This window comes from Phycisphaerae bacterium, from assembly GCA_024102815.1.
Taxonomy (GTDB): domain Bacteria; phylum Planctomycetota; class Phycisphaerae; order UBA1845; family UBA1845; genus JAGFJJ01.
In genome coordinates, this window is the sequence record JAGFJJ010000021.1 from 1 (window position 1) to 17,362 (window position 17,362).

General features: G+C 59.3%; 7 protein-coding genes. 3 read left to right on the forward strand and 4 right to left on the reverse strand.

The genetic code is table 11. The annotated features are described in order from the left end of the window. Window positions 1-67 precede the first annotated feature (67 nt). Entirely contained in the window at window positions 68-499 is a 432-nt protein-coding gene (locus J5J06_06280) for a hypothetical protein (GenBank protein MCO6436679.1), read from the reverse strand. Beyond that, window positions 492-2,135: a hypothetical protein gene (locus J5J06_06285; GenBank protein ID MCO6436680.1), complete on the reverse strand. Its 1,644-nt coding sequence runs from the start codon at window positions 2,133-2,135 to the stop codon at window positions 492-494. The genes J5J06_06280 and J5J06_06285 overlap by 8 nt, the downstream gene beginning before the upstream one ends. A 1,045-nt stretch (window positions 2,136-3,180) precedes the next feature. Here J5J06_06285 and J5J06_06290 point away from each other — a divergent pair. The 3 genes from J5J06_06290 to J5J06_06300 are packed head-to-tail and all read left to right on the forward strand — an operon-like array spanning window position 3,181 to window position 7,467. Beyond that, window positions 3,181-3,414 carry a helix-turn-helix domain-containing protein gene (locus J5J06_06290; protein MCO6436681.1) on the forward strand — a complete coding sequence of 78 codons (234 nt, stop codon included), beginning with the start codon at window positions 3,181-3,183 and terminating at the stop codon, window positions 3,412-3,414. Next, complete coding sequence (locus J5J06_06295) at window positions 3,411-4,217, forward strand: hypothetical protein (GenBank protein ID MCO6436682.1); 807 nt, start codon at window positions 3,411-3,413, stop codon at window positions 4,215-4,217. Before J5J06_06290 ends, J5J06_06295 begins: the two co-directional genes overlap by 4 nt. Next, window positions 4,204-7,467 carry a DEAD/DEAH box helicase gene (locus J5J06_06300; protein MCO6436683.1) on the forward strand — a complete coding sequence of 1,088 codons (3,264 nt, stop codon included), beginning with the start codon at window positions 4,204-4,206 and terminating at the stop codon, window positions 7,465-7,467. Before J5J06_06295 ends, J5J06_06300 begins: the two co-directional genes overlap by 14 nt. A 198-nt stretch (window positions 7,468-7,665) precedes the next feature. On the opposite strand, the gene J5J06_06305 is transcribed toward J5J06_06300, so the two are convergent. Continuing rightward, window positions 7,666-10,341 carry a DEAD/DEAH box helicase family protein gene (locus J5J06_06305; protein ID MCO6436684.1) on the reverse strand — a complete coding sequence of 892 codons (2,676 nt, stop codon included), beginning with the start codon at window positions 10,339-10,341 and terminating at the stop codon, window positions 7,666-7,668. Between the two features lie 3 nt (window positions 10,342-10,344). Beyond that, entirely contained in the window at window positions 10,345-17,274 is a 6,930-nt protein-coding gene (locus J5J06_06310) for a hypothetical protein (protein ID MCO6436685.1), read from the reverse strand. Window positions 17,275-17,362 lie beyond the last annotated feature (88 nt).

A 17,362-nucleotide genomic window follows, 5' to 3' on the forward strand; every position in this document is an offset into this window, starting at 1 on the left:
CCTTTGTCCAGCAGCGTCATGGCTCGCAGGCGACGCCGCTCCAACTCCTCCGCTGTGCCTAGGGGTCTCATGCATGACAATATCGGTTCAAGCAATACACTTTATTTACCCGATCAATGGTCAATAACATCAGAGCAACGGCGATCAGCAGGATTCCAGTGTGACACCGTGGCCCCCACTCCAGAATGGCAGCAAATGCGCCCAGCACAAGTAACAACGCGCCGATAAATGAGCTCAGGCGAATCAAGTGTGTTGCTTGGCTCGGAAGGAGATTTGCCAACTTGGGTGGTAGCCAGAACCAATAAACGACACTGTAGGCCATATAGGCGGCCATAATCGCAAGTGATGTGACTTCCCAGTGAAGCCAAAAGCGATCATTCGGAAACCAATCAAAGGCGAGAAAGGCGAGCGGCAGGGCAATTGACAACAGGACAGCGCCGTACGCGATTACCACTGGGTACGCAGCAGCTAAGGGGTTCGTTTTGTTTTTTTTAGACATCGTCTGCCTCAGCCGAATTCGAGTCGCGTGCTAAAGGGCGTAGTGCTACCCCTACCAAGTAGATTAGCGCGCTGGAGCCGAGCGCGAACAGCGGCGGATACATCGCCCACGTCGCGTCATTCAGCGCGACGATGAGCGCCGAGGTTGCTGCGGCGAAACCAGCGAGGACACTCGCAACAGCCCAGCCGCCGGAGGGCGCCCGCTCGCGCAGGATAATCGTGCCGAACACTGCTGGGAACAGTGACACCTGCGCAGCAAATGCACCGAACAGAATCGACAGGATGTCGAATCCAAACCACGTCGCGACCCAATACGATCCGAGGCCGGCAATGATGAAGACGACCGATGCGATGCGCCCAAGACGCAGGGCACGCTCGGGGTGGCGCTCGATGAGGTCTCGTTCGCCGCCTGCAAACCTCGGGGCGAGGTCATACGCCAGTGTGAACGCGCCGGCAATGAGGAACGAATCCGCAGTAGAGAGCATGGCGGCGACAATTCCAGCAGCGAAGAGACTTGCAATCAGATACTGCCCGAACACGCCGACAGGTGTCTGAGCGGCGAGAATTACGGCAGGAATCTCCGCGACACCGTTCCAGATCGACTCATCGGTGAGGCCGAGGTCCGCGTAGCGCAATGCAACCCCGGCGACGATTGCCAGGAGCCATGTGATGGGTGACTCGATCGCGTACCGCAGCAGACCCTTCCTGATCGCGCCGAAACGGTTCGGGTGGTCCGCTGGTGGCAGCCGTGTTGCGCCGAGACGTTGCCACATCGTGACATCGGCGAACTGCCAGCAGAGCGGCATGAGCGCAACACTCAGTAGATTGAACGTGCCCTGGTTGAAATCGTAGAGGCGGGTGTCTTCCAGGGCCGTCCTCATCGCATCGAGTGATGAGGAGAAGATCACCGCATTGATGACGCTGACGATGCCCCCGAGGATCATCATCGCAAGAATGATGAGTGAGATGGACCGGCCGACATCCGGTATGCCGGGCTCGCGTTTGTCACGAAGCTGGCGAATGATGGAAAACGCGACCAGAGCCAGCATAACAGCTGTGGCAATGGAGAGGATGAATCCGATCGCCTTCGCCTGTGCGCTCTGCCAGTGCAGGAGTGTGATGGCAAATACAACGAGGACGACGAACGCGGCGTGCGCGAAAACGAGCTGGTATTGGTCTGTCTTGACGACGCTGAGGTTACCCGCCCGTGTCACGTACCATGCGACGATTGCGGCCATAACAGTCATCGAGATGCCGATGAACCATGGGTTCGGGCTGATGATCGCCAGTACGTAGCTGCCCCACGCGAGCTCGGCGGTGAATGCGCCGAGGAAGCCGATCAGCGTCATCAACGAGGCGATGACTGCGATGGCGCGAGAGTCGTACCGCTTGCCGAGAAACCCGTGAAGCGTCTGTGTCGTCCCGAAGAATTCGCCGAGTTTGCCGACGACGAGCATGAAGAAGAGGATGCCAATGCCCCAGAAGAGGGGATTGACGATTCCCCCGAGACCGTAGAAGAAGCCGAAGGCGAAGAAGACGCTGACGGAGGCGATCTGGAAGCCGTAGGCGACGGAGGAGTTGGCGAACTCTGATGGCGAGATGAGGCCGCGCGATTCGAAGAACTCGTCGGCGGTCACCGGAGTTCGGCCCTTCCGGAGGGCGACGACCAGATAGATCGCGAGGGGGGCGAGAACGAACAGGATGGGCAGAATCGACATCAGAACCACTCTCTTGTGTCGTCAGAGCCGCTTGAACGACCAGAACCAGTATACAGCGAATCCGCCCAATCCGCACTTATCGAGGCCAGCGTGGCGGTTGCGTCCGGAGACCGGGGACGCGGGAGCTTCGCGGGACGGCGGCGGGTTTGGGGGGCGGCTGGCGGGCTCACGGTGCTCGTGGCCGGGCTTGCGGGGCGTCGCGTTTCTCGACCAGCCAGTCGATGATGCAGCGGATCTCGTCCACCGACTTGTGCACGTTGGCCGTGTGCGTGGGGCACGGTGACTACCGCGCGCGGCCGCGGTCGTCGCGGTACATGCCCATTACGTGATTGCGGTTGAGCTCGCGAAGCAGCGGCTGGAACATCTGAGCGACGGATGCGGCCGCCATGACGCCAAACCAGCGAAAAGATGCGCTCTCTCGCCCTCTGGACCGGTCCGGCCGCCATCGGCAGGCCGTGCGGATCCTCGCGTGACAGTGAGCCACCCCGGGGTGTTCTCGGGCCCGGTGTTCTGGCTGACCGGGTCGATCGCCAGATCCGCGACCAACCGCTGATCGCGCAGCACATCGAAGCAGAAACCAGCGAGGTTGACACGAAAGAGAAGCTGGAGAGTCGCTGCTCGCGAGACACCGTCCGTTCTTGGGGAGACCGCCGGATTGTGCCCCCGAAGGTTGCTTCGAGCGCTACCCAGGCCGAAGCTCAGGCAAAGCGCGGACTCGCAGCGAACTGGGCCACCCTGGCCGGGACCGAGGTCGACCAGCGCGAGACCAGACCAACGCCTCGACGTCCAGCCGGGCAGGCTGGCCGTCATCTATGGTGGGGCGAGAGGCTGGCAAGGGTGTGCCTGCCCGCCAGCCCGGAGGGCGCGAGAATGGGCGCGGCGCTTGCGAAAATCCGCCAATTACGGACAATATCGCCGTCTGATCGTGGGCGGGGCTGATCTACCGCCCTGGGAGCTTTCAGGAGTGCGAGAACCCAGCGACATCCTGACGATCGAGCAACTCGCCGAGTACTTGAAGATCTCCCGGTCCACGCTCTACAAACTTGTAGGGGATGGCAAGCTCCCCGGGCAAAAAGTGGGCAAGCGCTGGCGTTTTCATAAGGCGGCCATTGACCAGTGGCTCGGTGAGCGGGCGAATGGAAAAGAAATGCGGGCACGCCGGCGCACACGTAGCGCCACGGGGGAGGCGCGAAGATGACCATCGCCGCCGGAGCCGAGGTCTACAATATTGACGCCGCGGCGGTCGTGGCACGGGGTCAATCGGTGACGGCGGACGAACGAGACAGTGCTCTCGACGGCCCGGTTCGTGAGCTAGTCGAAGATGCCGCCGGGAAGCAGAAGCTCAAGGACGCCGTTGCGACGATCGAATTCACCGGGTTTCAGAAGGGCAACTTCCAGGCGATTCTCGACGAGGACACCGACGTTGAAGATTGGAGAGTTGGCGAGGCATACGGTGAATGCTACCTGACGGAATACCGGGAATGTCTGTTTCCATGGCCCGACAAGTGGGATGAGCGCAAGAGCGGCTCCAGCCTGCCGGGAGCAGACCTGGCCGGTGTCCAAAAAACAGATGACGCAGGGAACCCCTATCGATTCGCATACGGCGAAGTGAAAACGTCGTACGAAGCCAAATACCCACCGTCGGCAGTCTATGGGCGGACAGGCCTGAAGCAGCAAATGGAGGACCTGAGAGACTCGCAACGGTTGCGAAACGACCTGTTTCGCTATCTTGGCATGCGCGCAAATGGCTCGGATTGGCACGATAAGTGGAAATCGGCTGCGTCACGTTACCTGGGCGATAGTACGGACGTCTCGATTTTCGGCGTGATGATCCGTGACGTACCGCCGGACGAGGCTGATCTTCGGGCGCGATCAGTAAGTCTCGCAAGAGAATGTCCCGCGAGCATGGCGATCGAGCTGCTGGCAATCTACTTCCCGGCGGGCTCCATCTCCGGCTTTGCAGAGTTCTACGAGGAGGGCGCAGCAGATGCTGGTAACTGATGAAGCTCTCCTGGCCGTCGACAACCACTGGGCAGTGCTCGCCGTTGGCGAGAGCGGTCGAGACCGCGGCCTGGAAGTCGCCAAGGCTCGTCTTGTCCGGACTGCCATGGGCAAGCAGATGGCGCTGGTCTTCAAGGACAGGAAGACAGACACCGACTTGCTTGAGCGTCTCTCGATGGCCTATGAAGTTGCTGCAACCGAGGGCATCGAAGCGCTCCTGCATCCGGGTACCGATAGTGAGAGCCGGGTGTTGCAGAGTCGTGCCTATGCTGGTGCGTGGCGAGCGTTCGAGATTCGACGTCTCTTGCCCATCCCTTCAAAGGACGAAGAGCGGTTGTTTCACGTGCTCCACGTATCTGCTCTGGCTTACTGCGGGGACCGGTGGTCAGACCTGCGGCGTTGGCTTGCCGAGAACGAAGATCACGTCGGCGTGCCAACGGTCGCCGGTATCTCGTGGGACCGGCGGATTCTCTACCGCCTATTCGACTGCTGGGTTCGCTTATTGCGAAAACGCAGTTGGGACGACCTTGATCGAGTTCGCGAGATCATTGCCGGACTACGCGAAGATCAACGTGAACACGAGGCCGCGGTGCTCTCGAATGGGAACAGGCATCAGGACCGGGCGATGGCGATGCGCCTGGTGGCGATGTACCACTGGGCCAAGGCGACGGAGCTGTTGGCAACGTACATGCTTCAGGGCACGCCAACCTCGGTGAAGGAACCGCTGGACCGGCACTTTGAATCTGCCATAGATGCCGCGCCAGGCTCACAAGATGCTCCATTCGAAGTCCTTCTGCGGTGGCTGCATGTGACCGCGCGGCGGATGGTCGCCGGGTCGGTGTGGTGGGTCACCGGCGCGGTTAACTCGCGTGTCACACAGTTTATCGAGAGCATAACGAAGAGCGGGCAGCCGATGTTCGAGCTGCTGCCTCCACAACGGGCAGCCCTGCAAGAACAAGGACTGTTGGACCAGGCTCATCGCGCGATCGTTGTCGAGTTGCCGACGTCGGGCGGCAAAACGCTGCTTGCCGAATTCCGCATGCTGCAGGCGTTGAACCAATTCGACCAAGATCGTGGCTGGGTCGCGTATGTAGCCCCAACCCGCGCCCTTGTGTCTCAGATCACGCGACGGCTACGTCGAGATCTGGAACCGTTCGGCATCGTTGTGGAGCAGCTGACCGGGGCGATCGAGATTGATGCGTTCGAAGACGCCATGCTGACGTCTGACGAACCGGCAAACTCGTTTCAGGTGCTCGTTAGTACGCCGGAAAAGCTGCAACTCGTTATGAGGAACGCGAAGGTCCAGCGGCCGTTGGCGCTGCTCGTCATGGACGAAGCCCACAACATCGAGGACGAAGAACGGGGGTTGCGCATCGAGTTGCTGCTAGCCACTATCCGTCGCGAATGTGCTCGCGCCAACTTCCTGCTGCTGACACCTATGGTTCCGAATGCCGAGGATCTGGCGAAGTGGCTGGGTGCTGACGCCGGCAAGGCGATCAGCATCGGCACGAGTGCCTGGAGGCCAAACGATCGAATCGTCGGGCTGTTCCATGCGACTCAAGATGACAGCCAGCGCGCTGGCTGGCGCCTGATATTCAAGACTCTGGTAACGTCACCAAAGACGCTCCACCTGAGGGGAAATCACCGTGTCGATGGAGTGAAGCCACTGACCATCCCTTGGAGTGGAGCGAGAAGCTCCCTGTCAGTTCAAGCCGGTGCCATGGCGAAGGTCTTCTCGGAACGGGGCACCAGCATTGCCATCGCCAATCGAATCGACCATGTCTGGTCGATGGCGCGTCGAGTTGCGAAAGACTGCTCGCCGTTCGACCGGGTGCCGCAGCAAATCGGCCTCGTCCAGCGGTTTCTTCAGACGGAGATCAGTCAGGAATTCGAGCTGATCAACATGCTTGAGCGTGGCGTGGCGGTACACCATGCTGGACTATCGGATGAAGTTCGTTCGTTGATTGAATGGCTCGCCGAAGAAGGCATGCTTCGTGTCTTGTGCGCCACGACAACCATCGCCCAGGGGATCAACTTCCCTGTATCGTCCGTTTTTCTGTCGTCTCACAAGTATCCATACGGGAGAGAGATGAGCTCCCGCGAATTCTGGAACCTCGCTGGCCGCGCCGGACGAATCGGGCAGGACTCCGTCGGCGTTGTCGGTCTGGCAAGTGGCGACAACGAGGCAGGCTTGACGCGATACGTGAAACAAGTGACAGGTAACCTCGTTTCGCGGTTGGTGCAACTGCTGGACGATGTTCAAAGACAGGGGCAGCTTGAGAATCTCACGCAGGTCCTTGCCCAAGATCAGTGGCGGGATTTTCGGTGCTATGTCGCTCATCTGTATCGCGAGGAGCAGGACATCAATGCTGTACTGTCGAAAACCGATGGCCTACTTCGCAGCACGTATGGGTACGGCTGCTTGCGAGCGACGCGAACGGCCGCGGATTCTGCAAAGGCGGACGCGCTGCTCAGCGCAACGCGAGGGTACGTGCAGGAATTGACCCGGCATCCGGAGAACGCGACGCTCGCAGACTCGACGGGGTTTGCCCCCGAAGGCGTCCGTGCTGCGATGTTGGAGCTAGCTGATCTCGAGCAGAGTCTCACGCCAGCCGACTGGGAGCCGTCGAGTCTTTTCGGCTCGCTAAGGCAATCGTCATTGCCCAACCTGATCGGTGTGATGCTCAAGGTTGGAGAACTGCGCGGCTCACTGGAGAAGATCACCAGCAGCGGGATGACCAGCAAGCGTATTGCCGCATTAACTTCGGACTGGGTAAACGGGAAATCCCTGCAGAAGATCGCGGAGACGTATTTCCAGGCTGAGACGCAAGATATCACAACGGCAATCTCGAACGCCTGCAGGGCGGTCTACCGGACGCTCTGCAACTCTGGTCCATGGGGTCTGTCGGCACTCAGCAAGATGCCCACGTCCGGCTTGGATTTCGAGAGCCTGCCAGAGGATGTCCAGCAACGAATCAACACATTGCCATCGATGGTCTACCATGGCGTGCGAACCGAGCCGGCTGTGCTGCTCAGAATGAACGCTGTCCCGCGGTCCGTCGCCGAGCCGCTTGGACAACGGTATCAATCCACCGCTGGCGACCGACAGATAACAGTCAAGTCAGCCAGGGACTTCCTGAAGTCGCTTGATGATGCAGACTGGGGGTCAGCAGCTCCCTCAGGTGCGACGATGTCAGGCTCCGACTATCGGGAAGTCTGGAAACAGCTGTCCGGAGAAACTGCACGGTGATGTGTGAATCCGTCGAAGCTCAGCGCTACGACGTCCAGCTCTCCAGGCTGGCATTCGTTGGCGCAGAGCGACAGCCTGTTGATTCCGAAAGCTACAAATGGGATCGGTTGATTGGTAGATCGCTGCGCTTAGCGCGTCCGATCACGCCATGCATCAGAACGCTCGTTCTTGGACGAAGCCCTCGCCGTGGCGGCCTGACTAGCCGGGCCAAAGGGCGGCGACAGCGATGCATTCGGGGACACGGAAACCGGCCGCTAGCTGAGGAAGTTGGCTACCCACCTCCTCAAGCGATCTCTGGATTGCCTCGGCCAAGCGCTCCGGCGCTGCCGCGGTCTCGGCCTTCTTCATTACTTCCTTGCGCCAGGGAAGCTCATTGACCAAAGTGAGCAGTTTCCAGTCGGGCAACACAGTCGGCGCGGAATCGTCCGGGTGCAAAACCACTCCGACGACGATCGGACGCTTGATAGGTCCGTCGGTCACGCGATCTTGAATCCGCACGGCTATGACCGGCGCCTCCAGTATGGTCGAAGGTATGACCGCGACTGTAGCGTCCCGTCCCGCAGCCTCCGCAAGGGCGATGTCCACGAGTTTGTGACCGACGCCAAGCAGACGCTGAGCCGCACCGGTCGATCTGTCCTGTCGGTCGAAGATCATCCTCTCGAACTTCGTTCGGACGGCTGGGCTTACACGCCATGAATCCGGCGTGTTGAAGCTAATCCCTTCGTCGGTTGCTGCGACGCGCCGTCCATTAACCATGAGGGCTGCTTCAACGAATGGGCGAAGGTCCGGCAGATCAACCTGTGGAAGGCGGGGCGAAACCTTCTGGAAATCAAACTGATGCACACTACCAACGAGTGCCTCCACTACTTGCACGGCGTCTTCACCGCCGAACGTTGCAGTTTGTTCGTCGAACCAGCTCGCGAGCTGCTCCTCTGGTTTCTCGATCGCGTCCGAGTACAGGCGTCCAAAGAACTGCGATGATGTCATTCCGAGAACAAGCTGTTTCAGGTCTTCGGGCGTGTCCATGACATGGGCAAACGCCTCGTTAATACGATTCAGCTTCTCATCGAGCTTCGACCAAATGCGCGCCTCGACCGTACTGGGATTGCGAATCGATATCACTTCGACGCGGTGATGCTGGCCAATCCGGTTTAGGCGACCGACCCTCTGGTGAAGTCTCATCGGGTTCCAGGGAAGATCCACATGAGCCAGCGTGTAGCAGTTTTCCTGCAAGTCAATGCCTTCCCCCGCCGCTTCCGTAGAGACTAAGAATCTCACCTTGCCCGAATTGAAATCATCCGCCGCGACATCGCGAGGCACACTCAGGCTTCGCATAGCGCCATCGGCCATCTTCACCTCGTCTGCACGTTCGTCTCCGTTAATGAAGGTGACGCAGTCATTGCCAAATCGCGAAATGAGTTCGGACATCAGAAGTGACTGCGTTGCCTTATACTCTGTGAAGAAGAGGATGGAGCGGTGCGCGAAACGCTCCTCTACTATCTCCAGCAGCCGGGATATCTTCGTTTCTCCAGGGACAGCGTCCGCAACCTCCAGCAATCGCTTGAGCGCGGTCTCCTCGTCCTCCATTAGACGGAGCGATGAAGAGAGCTTTGCGAGCTCCTCTTCCGCTTTCGCGATTTCATCACCGCCGTCCGCATCAAGGAGATGCCGGTAACGCTCGAGTCGCTCATTCAGTTCGGTCACGCGCCTCCGTCCCTTGTGGACGCGGTCCAACCTGCCCTTGATCGCGCGCCGAATGGCGGCGACGGAGCTTGACGCCAGTTTCTGCATGGCAATTAGGACAAGAATCACCGCGCTGGCATCAGCCTGGGAGAGCCTGGCGGCATAGGCTCTGCCCTTCAAGATGAACTCCGTGAGCATGTCGTAAAAAAGCTGCTCTTCCGCGGAGTAAGAATACGTAGCCATATCGACCGATGGCTCTTTGAATAGTCGCACGCCCTTGAGATCGGTTACGTTGTATTTGTTGTTCCTAATGACAGTGCTTCTGAGCTGAGGCAGTTGTTCCCGAAGCGGTCGACGTGGATCGAAGCGGTCAGGTCGAAGAAGATGAAGCTGTGCCAGAAAGCCGAATGTCTTTCCGCGGTGTGGCGTCCCGGTGAAGAAGATCATGGAGTTGATCTTGTTGTGATCCTCCAGCTTCTTGATGAGTTCGTACGCAAGAGTCGGACCGGCCTTCTCGTCAGCGTTGAGGTGGTGCGATTCATCCACCAGCAGCAGATCCCACGGCTCGCATTCCAACAGTCGATCGTGCCTTCCCTTGTGGTCGGCGCGCAGGGTATGCATCGAGACAACGACTTGGCTGTGCGTATGCCAGAAATCGGTTCTCTGAGTATCCGCGCCCGGTGTGTAGACGGCCAGCCGGATGTCAAACATGGTACGCAGCCTCTGCTGCCACTGCTCCACCAACGAAGCCGGGCACATCACGAGCAACCGGTTTACGCGGCCGCCGGAAAGCAGTGCGGTGAGAATGATCCCTGCTTCAATCGTCTTGCCAAGCCCCACGTCGTCGGCCACCAGCCATCTCGCGGGCCAGTCCTTATTCACTTCTCGGCAAACCCACAGTTGGTGTGGCAGAAGGTCTATTCGGGACCGGGCGAAGACGCCCCAGGCGTCATTGATTGAGATGATCGCCTCCGCCTGAATCCGGTTGACAACCTCAAGCGGAACGTCCCAGGGAGATCTGGCCGAGCGTTCCACCAACGAGGGCAAGCGGTTCAGCAGGGATTTGTCGCACTCTTCGACGCCATGGCCGAACCGAACGACGGCGGTCGCACCCATGTCCGCGCGGACGGCGCCGATGCCGTGCTTGGGATGCCGTACGACACTGCCTACTTCAAAACTCGATTGGGCCATCGGTCACGTCTCCTCCCAGGAGTCATCGTCCGGTCGGGCTTCATCCAGGAACTGCTCCCAGAGGTCGTCGCGTTCCGCGACGATCATCAATGGGATGTCAAACGCGCTGTTGAAGGTGGCATCGTCGAGATGTTGGGAGAGGAAACCGAAGATGTCAGCTGAGAACTCCCACTTTCGACCGTCGTGTGGACTCCAATTGGGTCCACCGAGGCGCGCGACCAGATTGCGCGTTCTTTGCTGCGGGACGAAACACCAACGGTGTGATAGCGGATTACGAACCATGCCGTGCCGCACCAATTCGCGCACGAGCAAGCACTGACCGATACCGAGTAGCGGCTCGAGCGGAGGGGCGTCCGGACCACCTCCGGAGAACGCCGCGCTTGAACGAGGATTCATTATTTCGTCGAGTCGGAAATCCTGCGAGAAGGCATCGATGGCTCGCAATGCTTCCACATACTCGGTGAGCCAATGGGCTATGACGCTCAGGCTCACCAACTGCTTCGCCCAATGCAGGTATTTGATACGATCAGTCTGGTTGCTCACATATTCGATCCACGAACGTACCCATTCACCGGGCTCCGTTTCCGCGCGGCCCAGATTCTCCAACCAACCCCGCCGCTGGCACAGCCGAAGAAACTCGCGGCTTTGGGTATCCTGAATGCGACCGCTCGTTTGCGTGCAGGCAACCAGGAACATGCTCAGCCAGCCGATGCGATCTAGCGTATCCGTTTCGGTCGTCTGCAACGGAAACACGCCGTCCGGGTAGAGTCGCGCTTCATACTTTTCTAGCTCGCCGTTGCCGGCGGCCTGCCACCAATCGTGAATTGCTCGTAGGACCGACGTCGGATTCGTTGGCGGAGCGATTCCTGCGACACCAGCCATCCCAGCTCCATCACCCAACAGGCGCACCAGCTCCCCGCGTTCCGTACCTACCGTGACGAGCAATCGGTCCTGTTCTGCCTCGGGGAAGCCAAACGCCTGGAGCTCGTCGGGGGTCAAGCCCTCGAGCCACGTTCCTTCACGCAAATCGCGCAGTTGCTGTGCGACTTGCTGGGCTAGGTCTCCGTCAAGCAAGTACCGCAGGCCGGCTTGTCGGGACGCATCCGTCTCGGCGGTGAGAATCCACTTGGCGAGCTCGACTGGCGGCGCGTGCAGTTTGGATCGGGCAGCTAAGAAAAACTCGACCCCCGCCCCGCCGTAATCAGGGCTCAGGGTGCATTCCTTCGGGGCGAAAGCAGCCCGCCGAGCCTCATCACCACCAGCCTGTCGCGTAACCAGCGTTTTCGCATAGGCGCATCCGCCTCCAGCCGTTCGGAATCTAAGATCGGCCAGCAGCGTGGCGATCTCCTCCACCTCGTCTGTGTACTCGGCGGTGTTTCGCCATTTCTCCATCGCGGACTGGCTGACAACAGCGCCGACGAGGCCAGCGGATTCGGGATCAACTTCCACGTTGTTCAGTTCATCATCGAGCACCGACATCAGACTTGCCGTTGCTATCTCCGCGGGAGTCTCGGTTGCTTCGCGGAAGACTCGCCAACATCGGCTTGAAGAGACGAGTTCTCTCGGCCGCCATTTGCGATTGAACGACGCCCAAGGTGTTACCTTCGAAAAGAGCTGCTGGTCGGCGTCGAGAATTCCGACGACCTCCGCCCGGATATCCCGAATGCTCGTTAGCGAGTTGTAGGCCGATCCAAGGGACGTCGGAACCGCACGACGTTCGGTCGCAAGCCTATGTATTCCGCAGTTGGCTCGCCATAATGACTCTCGCAATAGGTCGTTACGCAGAATGCTTCGTCGCGTCAGCACTTCCCAAAGGGATGACCAGAAACCCTGTGCCGTGGCGTCCGCCGCGAGACCAAGCTGCTCTCGGGCGGACGGCCAGTCCTCGGCCGCGTCGAACAACTCAACCAATTGCCGCCCGACCGACACACCCAAAGTCCGGGAAAGGACTACATTCCGCTCCGATTGAGCCAACTGGCTCCGACCCACGTCGAGATCGAAGGGGCCGTGAACAGCGACTCCGGCGCCAAAATGCGTCTGCGTCGGGACCGTGACCCAAAAGCTGGGTACCGAGCCCTCCAAAGCACGCACACCGAGTGGTTCGAGATCGATAAATAGTGCGCCGCCATTCTCCGCACGGAATACCAAGGCGCGGCGTTCCGCGTATCCGGATCCAGGCCCCTCCGTTGTAACGCAGGCTGCATAGACGCCGGCGCAGCCCGTCACCGGTTGCTCCTGGATCCGATACCAATCGTCCACTCCGTCGCCCAGTACGATCCTGCATTCTCTGATCCGGTGGGAGAACGCCAACGTAATCGGCAAGCACTCCGAAAACGCTTGGACGGCGGCGGAAACCATCGTGGCCTTGCCCGGCAGGAGGGGCAACTCGACGACGGTACTCTCCATGCCGTGTCCATCGTACGCGTGGGTGTAGCTGCGCAGATTCTCCCGTTCGGACTCCGGCAGCCGGCGTGGGAAGAATCCACCCACTACCTTGAATCCCAAGTTCGCGCTGAGAATGCGAGGACAATCTGTGGCGAAGAAGACCGCTTTGAAGCCGAGGCCGAATCTCCCGGTCACGAATTCCGCTCGCTCGCTTTTTTCGGATGCCGAGAGAATCAGCATCTTCCACAAATCACGATCGTAGCCGCTGTTGCGACCGCGTTCCGCCGGGAAGTCACCGCGACTGAACTCGTTGATGGGCCGTCCCCAGTGAACAAACACGAGCGTTTCATCGGTACAGATCAACACAGCTCGTTGAGATATGTCCGGAGTCGAGGCTCTCAACATCTTCGCCAACTCCGAACTGGCATCATCGGCATTCTGAAAAAGCTCGAATGGAATTGAACGCTCCGAATACTCGAAGTCAGCCATTTTGGCTCGCACGGCACCCAGCGTATCTTTCTGCACTTCCTCGTCGGCTTCCAGCAAGTCCTTGAGTCGCGACGGAAGCGATGCCAATGCATGCTGGACTCGTTGGAGCTCGTCCGGGGCTCTTGGAGCCGAGGAGTGGTGAAGTTCACTCTCCTGGAACGAGAGCTCATCATGCTCTCGGAGCAGCGCCTCGAGAGTCTTGAGTTTGCGGTTCCCGAGCTGCTGGAAGTAGAACCATGCGTTCTTGAGTAGATGGTCCTGTATGACTTCCAACTCAAGCTGGTTTGATTCCGCGAGACTCTCCCACACGGCACGGAGGTTGGTTGGTCTACGATTGTATACTTCGTCCAGTAGGGTTCGAAGGGACTCGAACAGCACTTCTCGCCGTCGTTGCGGCGTGAGCTTGCCCGGGTCGAATTCGCGAAGCGCGATCGCCTTCACACGGTACCCCGGCTGTGGTGGCACGCCTCGCGATGTCGGCCACAGCGATCCCGCGAATACCGTATGGATCGGTCCCCCGACGCGGGCATCGAACCATCCGCCCACTAGGTTTGGGATTCGCCGAACGGAATCGTCCTTCGTGAGAGATACGCTGAAACGCTGCTTGGCCATGACTTTGTGCACATTCTCGTTGTTGCCGATCATTTTCGAGTGCTCAAAGAGCGGCCATTCAACTTCGTCACGAGAGTTCTTGAGCGTACGGGGGTGAAGCAACTCCGACGCTCGCTGGATTACAGCCGGCTCGTCTCCGAAAAAGCCGAGTAGCCCACCCATGAGCCTGCGATCTACGTATCCCTCCCATCTTCGAGCGTATGTTAGAAGTGCTTCCGTCCCAGCCGATTCAACCGCCTCTTCTTCCTCATGAACCACCGCGTCCGCCAGAGGCCGAGCCCGTTCGTCGTCGTGAAACAGGTCTGCCCACTCCTCCAGAAGCAGCCATTCATCGTCGATGCCCTCCGCGCGGGCACACAGGATGGCGGGCTGTCTCCATTCTCCCGCACGATTCAGTAGCGAAACGCTCTCAAGAAGTGCTGGGTCGTAATCAGGGTGACTGAGGAGCAAACTGAGGTATGCGCGAAAGACGACGAGACGTGCGCCGCCTCGCCGCCGCGTTTCAACTATGTGTCGCTCGCTGATCGCCCTAAGGCAACCAATGATGGTGTCTGTGGACAGCTGTCCACGCAATTCGGGCAGCACGGTCTCCGCGATCGAGTCGAGCTCATCCTCGAATTCGCGTCGGAACGGGCGAAGGAACGTCAGCGCGGGGAGAACATCGGTTGCCACCCCATCAAAGGCCGAAAGGAGCGAACCGAAGCCTGCCGCGTTGGTCTCGATACCCTCAAGACGGCCTACGCGGTATTTGCTGCTTGCACCGAGACAAACAGCAAGCAGATGAAGGCTCTCTCGGCGACCGGGGAAGACCCCGCGCTGCCTGAGCATCCCAAAGGCGGGATGTTCGCGAACTGGCGGAGTAAGATGCAACGCGCAAGCAAAGGCATGCCCGACGTCAGGGTCCGCGAGTAGCCTTTGCAGTTCCTCTTCCAGTTGAGGGAGGAGGATAACCTCCGCTGGTGTGACGGCTGACTCCGACTGTGTTGGAAGCCACTTCGTCTCCCTGATGCGCCGGAGAAGATCGACTGGAATCTTCCCGTCCGCTTGGCATTGCCGCGAGATGGCGTCGAGAATCGTCTCCGCATATTCGTCAGGCCGACGTTGCTCCAGCGCTATCTCGATTGTGGCCACGTCTCCCCAGTACTGCACGCCGTTCCGCTCGTATTTCTCCAGGAGCGTTCTACTGGTTGGGCGTTCGATAATCGTGACAGCGCGCGAGAGCTCTGTTGGGATTGGCGTGTCGGCTGACGATTGCATGTAGACGCCGGAGGCCTCGATCGAGACGAACCTGCCGTCAACGGTTTGATGGAAAGGGAGCTTGCGCCACAAAATCGGATCCCGAATCTCCTGGAGGAAGATACGCGATTCGTCCGCGCTGAACTCAACATCGTGAAGCCAATCGGTTCCTGTCTCGCGTAAGAGAGCCTCCAAGACATCTACGTCTACCGGCGACAAGCCGAGAGTATCTTGTTGATCCGCGTTGAGACGGCGGCCGAGGCTGTCAGCGATCCATCTCCATTCCGACTCGCGATGCTGAAGCGCGGCTCTGGCGAGCTTGGCGATGGGTTCGGCGTGCTTGACGTTGGAGCGCACCATCAATGCTGTGCCGACGTCATCTCCGTGGTTGGAATCGCCGTGCAATAGGAACCGAACGGCCCTAAGCCGTTCCGGGGATGGGCTCTCTGTGCCGTTGGGGGCTATTCGTTCGAGAAGCTCCACTCGATGTTTTGGCTCAGCCAATGTCGGCTTGTGCCTATCGAGAAGCTGCACACAAGCGTCTACGTTGCAATTGCGTTCGTGAGCTAATCCGAACAGTATGCTGAAAGGTTGCGAATCTCGAGGTGCCACAAGACTGTACACGCGCGTCTCTTTCAGGCATCGCTGCAAGGCACGAAGCAGGGCAGAGCTTCCCCCGAACAGCCGGTCCGACTCGAGCATTTCGTTCAGATCGCGTAAACTTACCAACTGTTCGGGATCATGATCCGTCCCGTCTCTTACCAGGAGCACGCGATAGTCTCCCACTGCGGCGAGCTTCTCCTCGAGCGATCCTGAGGCGGCCTCAATGGCACGGAATGCCAACGCCGAAGTACGCAAAACAGGTCGATTCGCGGCCGAACCGGCAAGCCATGATAGGATCCTTTCCAGTTCGTCCAGCGCGAAGGAGTCGCCAGCTAGGTCGTCCGGTGTCAACTCTCCCGGAAGCACAATGTGTCGGAGCCCAAGTCGATTGAGGTCGCGATAGACCGCAGCCGATTCTTTGTCCACCGGTCCGAATCGCACCCAAGCCTCTTCGCCGAGGTGTCGCAATAAGCGTTTGAGCGGTACACCCAATTCGCGAAACGCGCCGATTCCCTTATGAGCGATTGCCTCCGATGCCTTAGAAACCAGGGTTTGCCGAGCCGCGTCGGGCAAGGGACCAATTTCAAGACCCAGGAACTCCGTCAAGTAGGCGAGCGTGTTTGGGCCGGTGAATGCGGCCACCGGCATGGAAGACAGCAACTGCTCCAACTCGACGTTCCGTATACGCCATTGCGACGGATCTTCGCGTGACAGTCGCGGGCTTTGATCCTCAACGAGCACCAGACGCTCACTCATCGTCGGAAGCGAGGGGAATGTCTCGATAGCCACGTCCGGTGTACTGCCGACCGTCGGGATGACCAGAAGCCCGCAAGCGGGATCGGCGAGTTGCCAGCCAGCCCAGTCGTCGTCGCCGAAAGTTAGGCGCCGAACCCAATTCTGGTCGCGGCAGATGCTTCGGCGGTGTTCGGCAAAGAACTGAGAGCGTTGCAGGGCATCGGTCAGATTCCAGATATCGTCGGGAGAAACACCATCGGTACCGGCGAAGTCGGCCAACGCGGCCAATACAAGGGTTGTTACGCCGTTGTTCAGCAGGTGCCTGTTCCAAGTCTCTTGCAGACTGTCTCCGCTGTTGCCCGCTTCATACAGCTCTCTCCGTCCGGCGTCCAAGAAAAACTGGCCGTGGAGGATCAGCCTAAAATGCAAACTTCCACCACAACTCGTGTCGTCGAATCGTCCTTTTGAGAGGGGCAGGAAGACCGCCTCATGAACACTCAGCGTGCCGGCTTCGGTAGGTGCGGATGTGACGATTGCTGCGCAGTGCGGCTCAGCTTTCTCGACCCGGTCCTCGGATCTTCCGGTCTTCGGATTCCACGTGAAATTCTTCGGCCAACGCTCGTCGCCGTGAAGTCGCGAGAAGACCTCGTCATCCAGAAGCAGCTCCCGGCCCGCCGCAAGCAGTAAAGGCGCACTCGTATTCGTGTTGGCTAGAACGCGAGCACGCAGAGCTTTTGCCCTGCCGGCTTCTAAGTGCGGGAACACACATGGAGCACAAACATCCGGATCGCTCGTCAGCTTGACCTGTTCGGCAAAGTCGACGGTTTCGAGGTTCCACGTCCAAGTCGTGATCGCTCGCAGATTTCTTAGCATAGGCATCCAGGAAGCGAACTCACGCATGTCCTGGGACTGCAGAAACTCTTCCTTGGTCGGAAACTGCCCTTGAATGATCGCCTCGGCG